Below are 6,508 nucleotides of genomic sequence, written 5' to 3'. Positions count from 1 at the left end.
CGACTCAATACGCGCCCTAGTGCTGTCCCGTGCCGCGCCCCACCCCTGCCCCCCGTCGGCAGGTCTTTCGCGAAGCCCCCGTATTGCCCGTCAGATCGCGTCCGCCGGCGGCAACTGGCCGGTGCGGGCCGCCTTCCCGTACCAGAGGGCGCTGGACTTAGGGGTCCGGGCGAGCGTCGCGTAGTCGACGTGGACCGCGCCGAACCGCTTGGCGTAGCCGTAGGCCCACTCGAAGTTGTCCATCAGGGACCACAGGTAGTAGCCGCGCACATCGGCCCCGTCGGCGATGGCGCGGTGGATCGCCGCGAGGTGGGCGTGCAGGTAGGCGATGCGCTCCGGGTCGTGCACCCGGCCGTCGTCGTCCACCTTGTCGGGATAGGCGGCGCCGTTCTCCGTGACGTACAGCGGCAGCCCCGGCGCCTCCCGGCTGTAACGCATGATCAGCTCGTGCAGGCCGCCCGGGTCGATCGTCCAGCCCATCTCCGTGCGGTCGCCGGGCGTCTGGTGGAACGCCACGTCGTCCGAGCCCGGCCACGGCGAGTGCGCGCTCGCGCCGTGGCCGTCCGCGCGCGGGCCCTCGGGCGCGTTCTCGGCCGAGGAGACCAGGACGGGCGTGTAGTAGTTGAGGCCCAGCGCGTCCAGCGGCTGATTGATGGTCGCCAGGTCCCCGTCGAGGACGTACGACCAGTCGGTGACCGACGAGGTGGCCTCCAGCAGCGTGGCCGGGTAGGCCCCGTGCAGGATCGGGCCGTGGAAGACGCCGTTGGCCAGGTCGTCGATCCGCCGCGCCGCCGCCAGGTCCGCCGGGTCCTGCGACAACGGCCGGATCACCTGGGAGTTGAGGCTGACGGCGACCGAGTCGCGGGCGGGCAGCACCGAGCGCAGCGCCTGCGTGGCCAGCCCGTGCGCCAGGTTCAGGTGGTGGGCCGCGCGCAGTGTGGCGGGCGGCTCGGTGCGGCCGGGCGCGTGCACCCCGGAGCCGTAGCCCAGGAAGGCGCTGCACCACGGCTCGTTGAGCGTGATCCACTGCTGCACGCGGTCGCCGAGCGCCTCGCCCACGAGTCGCGCGTACTCGGCGAAGCGCAGCGCCGTGTCCCGCTCCGGCCAGCCGCCCGCGTCCTCCAGCTCCTGCGGCAGGTCCCAGTGATAGAGGGTGATCGCCGGTTTGATCCCATGGGACAGCAACTCGTCGACCAGGCGTCGGTAGAAGTCCAGGCCCACCTGCACGGCGGGCCCCCGGCCGGTGGGCTGCACCCGCGGCCAGGAGACCGAGAAGCGGTAGGCGGTCAGCCCAAGCTCCGCCATCAGGGCCACGTCGTCGCGGTAGCGGTGGTAGTGGTCGACGGCGATGTCACCGGTGTCGCCGTCGGCCGTCCTGCCAGGCGTGTGGCTGAAGGTGTCCCAGATGGAGGGGGTACGGCCGCCCTCCCGCACCGCGCCCTCGATCTGGTAGGCGGACGTCGCCGCGCCCCAGAGGAAGGCGGGAGGGAAGGACACGGTCATCGGTTCGGGCATGGAATCGCTCCCACGAGTCGAGTGGGCCCCATTATGCATGGGAGCGCTCCCACGGCGAAAGGGGGTGCGGGGAAGGGGCACGCGGAACGGACGACGCCGCGGACGGTTCCGGCTAGGTCCTGTCGTCGAACTCCCCTCTGCCCACAGGGCGGACGACGGGAATTTGACGACAAAACCTAAGCCGACTCCCGCACCACCAGCTCCGTCGGCAGGACCACGGCCCGGTGGCCTGTGCCGCGGTCGGCGATCTCGTCCAGCAGCAGGCTCGCCATGGTGCGGCCCATCTCCTCCAGCGGCTGGCGCACGCTGGTCAGCGGGGGATCGATGTGCCGGGCCACGATCGAGTCGTCGAAGCCGACGAGGGCGACGTCCTGCGGCACCCGCAGGCCCGAGGCGCGCAGTTCCAGCACCGCGCCCGAGGCCATCACGTCGGAGGCGGCGAAGACGGCGTCCAGACCGGGGTGCCGGCGCAGGAGTTCGCGCATGGCCGCGCGCCCGCCCTCCTCCGTGAAGTCGCCGGTTGCGACCAGGTCCTCGTCCACGGCGAGGCCCGCGCGCTCCAGTGCCTCCCGGTAGCCGTCGAGCCGGGCCCGGGCCACGTCCATGTCCAGCGGCCCCGTGATCGTGCCGATGGCACGGCGGCCGCTCGCCAGCAGGTGCTCGACCGCGACCCGGGCGCCGCCGCTGTTGTCCGCGCGGACGTGCCCGAGCGGCTCGGTGTCGCTGCGCCGCCCGGCCAGCACGGTCGGCACCGCGAGTTCGTCCAGCCGGTCGGGCAGTGTGTCGTCGCTGTGGACCGCCATCATCAGCACCCCGTCCACGCGCTGTGCGGAGAGGTAGGTCGCGAGCCGCGCGTACTCCGACTCGTCCCGCGCCAGGACCAGCAGCAACTGCATTCCGGCACCGGCGAGTCCGGCGGAGACACCCCGGATGATCTCGGAGAAGTACGGCTCGGAGAAGAGCCGGTTCTCGGCGTCGGGGACGACCAGGGCCACCGAGTCGGTGCGCCGGGTGACCAGGGAACGGGCGGCGCGGTTGGGAACGTAGCCGAGTTCGTCGATCGCCTGCTCGACGGCCGCGCGGGAACGGGCGCTGACCTTCGGGGAGCCGTTGATCACCCGGGAGACCGTGCCGCGGCCGACTCCGGCGCGGGCGGCAACGGCGTTCAGGGTCGGGCGCCGGACGTCCGCGGTCCTGTGCGGCTGCGGCAGTTCGGCAGGGCTCATCGTTCACCTTCCGGCGCTTCGTGGGGGGCGGCTTCATTCTGACCCAGAAAAAATCCGGCCACCGCCCCGGTGCGTCGCGCGAGCACGCTCCCGCTGCGGCCGACCCGGCGGTGACCTGCGTGGATCATGCGTGGGACGGCCGGATTACGGGGCGGTGACGCGCCGTCGTGCGACACATTCACGTGACGCGCGGAACACGCTTGCGCAACAACGCCGTTTTCAAGTCTTGACACCTGGCCCGGCAGCAACGAGTCTTCCGGCATGCCGCGTGGGAGCGGTCCCACGGGTGACCGGGGCTCTCTCCCGTGTGGACGACAACCATCAACGGCCCTTCCCTCCGTCTCCTATGGCACACCGTTGACCAGCACCTTTTCACCGCACGCCGAGTGCCGTGGGCTGGCCGCTGCTCGAACCGAGAGGGCAGGTCCGGACCGTCGCACCCCGGCGGTCGGATTCCTGAGGTCCCCGTTCCCCACTGGAACAAGGAGTAGTGGAATGCGCATCACCCGTACCGGCGGCGGTCGTGGCCGCAGAGCAGCGGCCGTGACCACGACGGTCCTGACGGCCTCGGCCCTGCTGCTGACCGGTTGCAGCAGCGACGACGATTCGAACGCCTCGGACTCCAACGGGAACATCACTCTCAAAGTGGCCGACTTCGGTCAGTTCGGCTACAAGGAAGCCAGCCTGTTCGACCAGTACCACAAGCTGCACCCGAACATCACGGTCAAGGAAGAGACCACCGCCAACGAGCAGGACTACTACCCGAGGCTCCTTCAGCAGCTGAACTCGGGCAGCGGTCTCGGCGACGTCACGGGCATCGAGGTCGGCCGCATCAAGGAGGTCGTCGACACCCAGGCGGGCAAGTTCGCCGACCTGAGCAAGTCCATCAACGTCGGCGACTGGGTCTCCTGGAAGGAGAAGCAGGCCACCGCGAAGGACGGCACGGTCATCGGCGCCGGCACCGACATCGGCCCGATGTCCCTGTGCTACCGCAAGGACCTCTTCGAGAAGGCGGGTCTGCCGACGGACCGCGAGGCCGTCGCGAAGGCGGTCGCGGGCGGCTGGGAGGACTACATCAAGCTCGGTGAGCAGTACAAGAAGAAGGCGCCCTCCGGCACCTTCTTCATGGACTCCGCGAGCGCCATGTACAACGCGGTCGTCAGCTCTGCCGCGCAGCAGTACTACGACGCCGACGGCAAGCCGGTCTACAAGGACAGCGAGGCTGTCAAGCAGGGCTGGAACCTGGCCGCCGAGGCCGCCTCGAAGAAGCTGAGCGGTGGCCTGGCCCAGTTCCAGGACCCGTGGCAGGCGGCCTTGCGCAAGGGCAAGATCGCCTCGATGGCCTGTCCCGCCTGGATGGCCGCCCAGATCTCCACCTACTCCGGTGACGCCTACAAGGGCAAGTGGGACATCACCCGCGCCCCCGGCACCACCGCGGCCAACTGGGGCGGCTCCTTCCTGGCCGTGCCCAAGAGCGGCAAGCACGTCAAGGAGGCCACGGATCTGGTGAAGTGGCTGACCGCTCCGGAGCAGCAGGCCGCCGTGTTCAAGGCCGTCGGTGTCTTCCCGTCCAACAAGGGCGCCTACGAGCTCGCCAGCGTCAAGAACGCGACGCTCCCGTACTTCAACAACGCCCCGATCGGCCAGATCTACGCCGACGAGGCCAAGGCCATCCCCGAGGCCGTGCTCGGCGCGAAGGACGGCGTGATCAAGGACACGATCTCCACCCAGATCAACAACATGGAGCAGCGGGGCACCAAGCCCGACAAGGCCTGGAAGGACGCGACCGACACGATCGACAAGGCGATCGGCTGACGACCGCCCGGGGTGCGGGCGGCCCCGCCGGCCGCCCGCACCGCGCCCGCGCGCGGAGCCGTACGACGGCTCCCGCCGCGGGCGCGGGGCCGTTGAGCGGGGCGCCCGAGCACGGGACCCCGCGCAACGGGACCCTTGCGGCACCACCACGATGAGCGGGCCCCGATGAGCACGACCACGATCAGCGCGGGCCCGACGAGGACGACGGCGATCAGCGAGCCCCGATGAGCACGACCACGATCAGCAGGACCACACACCCTGCCCGGCAGTCTCCGCCAGGCCCGCGGCGCCTTGCGGGAACCGCCGGACAGGCAGGCACCGGACCCCAGGCCGGCGCCCGGCCGGCCGGACCCGGTGTCCGGCGGCCGGGACCGGCCCCTCACGCACGTCAGGCCGGGGCACGGGCCGCTCGGGACCGCAGTCGATCCGCACAGGGAGCGGCGGGACGGGCGCCCGGTCCCTGAACACGCCTCCCGCCCCGTACCCGGCCGAAACCTCCAGGGAAGGACTCCCTCCGTGGCAACGACAACCCCCACACGGGGTGCCCACACCCCGCCGTCCGGCGGCTCCGTCGCCGCGTCGAACGGACGCAGCAAGTGGCGCTCGCGGCTGTGGCGCTTCGACGACAAGGCATCGCCGTACGCCTACATAGCCCCCTTCTTCCTCGTCTTCGGTGCCTTCGGGCTCTACCCCCTCCTCTACACCGGCTGGATCGCCCTGCACCGGGTGGAGATGACGAGCCTGAGCCAGTCCGAGTGGGTCGGCTTCGACAACTTCACCAAGATCCTCCAGGACTCCGAGTTCTGGACGGCCGTCGCCAACACCTTCGTCATCGGCGTCATCTCCACCCTCCCGCAGCTGCTCGTGGCGCTGGGCCTGGCCCATCTGCTCAACTACAAGCTGCGCGCCAGCACGTTCTGGCGGACGGTCATCCTCACCCCGTACGCCACCTCGGTGGCCACCGCGGCCCTGGTCTTCGCCCTGGTCTTCAGGGCCGACGGCGGCCTCCTCAACTGGGTGCTGCACTTCTTCGGCGCCGGTAACACCGACTGGGGCAACGGGGAGTGGACCTCCAAGATCGCCATCTCGATCATCGTGATCTGGCGCTGGACCGGCTACAACGCCCTGATCTACCTGGCGGCCATGCAGGCGGTGCCCAGCGACCTGTACGAGGCGGCATCGATCGACGGAGCCTCGCGCTGGCAGCAGTTCCGCAAGGTGACCATTCCCTCGCTGCGGCCCACGATCCTGTTCACCATCGTCATCTCGACGATCGGCTCCATGCAGCTGTTCGGTGAGCCGCTGCTGCTGCAGGGCGGCACGCTCGGCGCCGTCGGCGGCAGCGAGCACCAGTACGAGACGCTCAGCATCTACCTCTACAACTACGGCTGGAAGCTCGGGCATCTGGGCCCGGCCGCGGCCGTGGCCTGGGCCATGCTCGTCCTGCTGCTGCTCATCGCCCTGATCAACTGGATCGTCGGCCGGTTCGTGCGCAAGAGCGCGGCCTGACGGGAGCGACATCGATGACCACGACCAGTCCCACCAAGACCGCGCCGGCCCTCACCCCGGCACCGCCCGCCACCACACCGGACAAGGGCCGCGGCCGTTTCAGGATCGGCGCCGGCCAGCAGCTTCGGGGCGGCCCGTTCACCTATCTCGCCCTGATCGTCGTCGGCCTGGGCTCGATCTTCCCGCTCTACTGGACGCTGGTGGCCGCCTCGCACGACCAGCAGCGGGTCCTGGACAGCCCGCCGCCGGTGGTGCCGGGCGGCAGGCTGTGGAGCAACCTCCAGGCGGCCTGGGACCAGGCCCACCTGGGCAAGGCCATCGTCAACAGCGTCATCGTGGCCGGCTGCATCACCGCCGCCACCCTGTTCTTCTGTACCCTCGCCGGTTACGCCTTCGCCAAGATGCGCTTCCGCGGCCGTGGGGTGCTGATGACCGCGGTCATC

Annotated in this window: 5 protein-coding genes; 3 read left to right on the top strand and 2 right to left on the bottom strand. The window is 70.4% G+C overall.

From position 1 onward, the window contains the following. Nucleotides 1-90: 90 nt before the first annotated feature. Both BZY54_RS44740 and BZY54_RS44735 read right to left on the bottom strand, forming a co-directional pair. Nucleotides 91-1,515, bottom strand: a complete 1,425-nt coding sequence (locus BZY54_RS44740; RefSeq protein WP_086731094.1) for a GH1 family beta-glucosidase — start codon at nucleotides 1,513-1,515, stop codon at nucleotides 91-93. 176 nt (nucleotides 1,516-1,691) lie between these two features. Continuing rightward, on the bottom strand, nucleotides 1,692-2,741 hold the full coding sequence (locus BZY54_RS44735; protein WP_086731093.1) for a LacI family DNA-binding transcriptional regulator: 1,050 nt from the start codon (nucleotides 2,739-2,741) through the stop codon (nucleotides 1,692-1,694). 495 nt (nucleotides 2,742-3,236) lie between these two features. Here BZY54_RS44735 and BZY54_RS44730 point away from each other — a divergent pair, with 495 nt between their 5' ends. The 3 genes from BZY54_RS44730 to BZY54_RS44720 all read left to right on the top strand — a co-directional run. Further along, complete coding sequence (locus tag BZY54_RS44730; RefSeq protein WP_086731092.1) at nucleotides 3,237-4,556, top strand: ABC transporter substrate-binding protein; 1,320 nt, start codon at nucleotides 3,237-3,239, stop codon at nucleotides 4,554-4,556. 516 nt (nucleotides 4,557-5,072) lie between these two features. After that, on the top strand, nucleotides 5,073-6,065 hold the full coding sequence (locus tag BZY54_RS44725; RefSeq protein ID WP_086731091.1) for a carbohydrate ABC transporter permease: 993 nt from the start codon (nucleotides 5,073-5,075) through the stop codon (nucleotides 6,063-6,065). A 14-nt stretch (nucleotides 6,066-6,079) separates the two neighbouring features. Next, the coding region (locus BZY54_RS44720; protein ID WP_143668288.1) for an ABC transporter permease family protein at nucleotides 6,080-6,508 on the top strand (429 nt) is incomplete at its 3' end.

The sequence above is a fragment of the Streptomyces carpinensis genome (assembly GCF_002154505.1).
Taxonomy (GTDB): Bacteria; Actinomycetota; Actinomycetes; order Streptomycetales; family Streptomycetaceae; genus Streptomyces; species Streptomyces carpinensis.
Note: the sequence above shows the minus strand (reverse complement) of the source record. Positions and strands in the feature narration are given on the sequence as shown.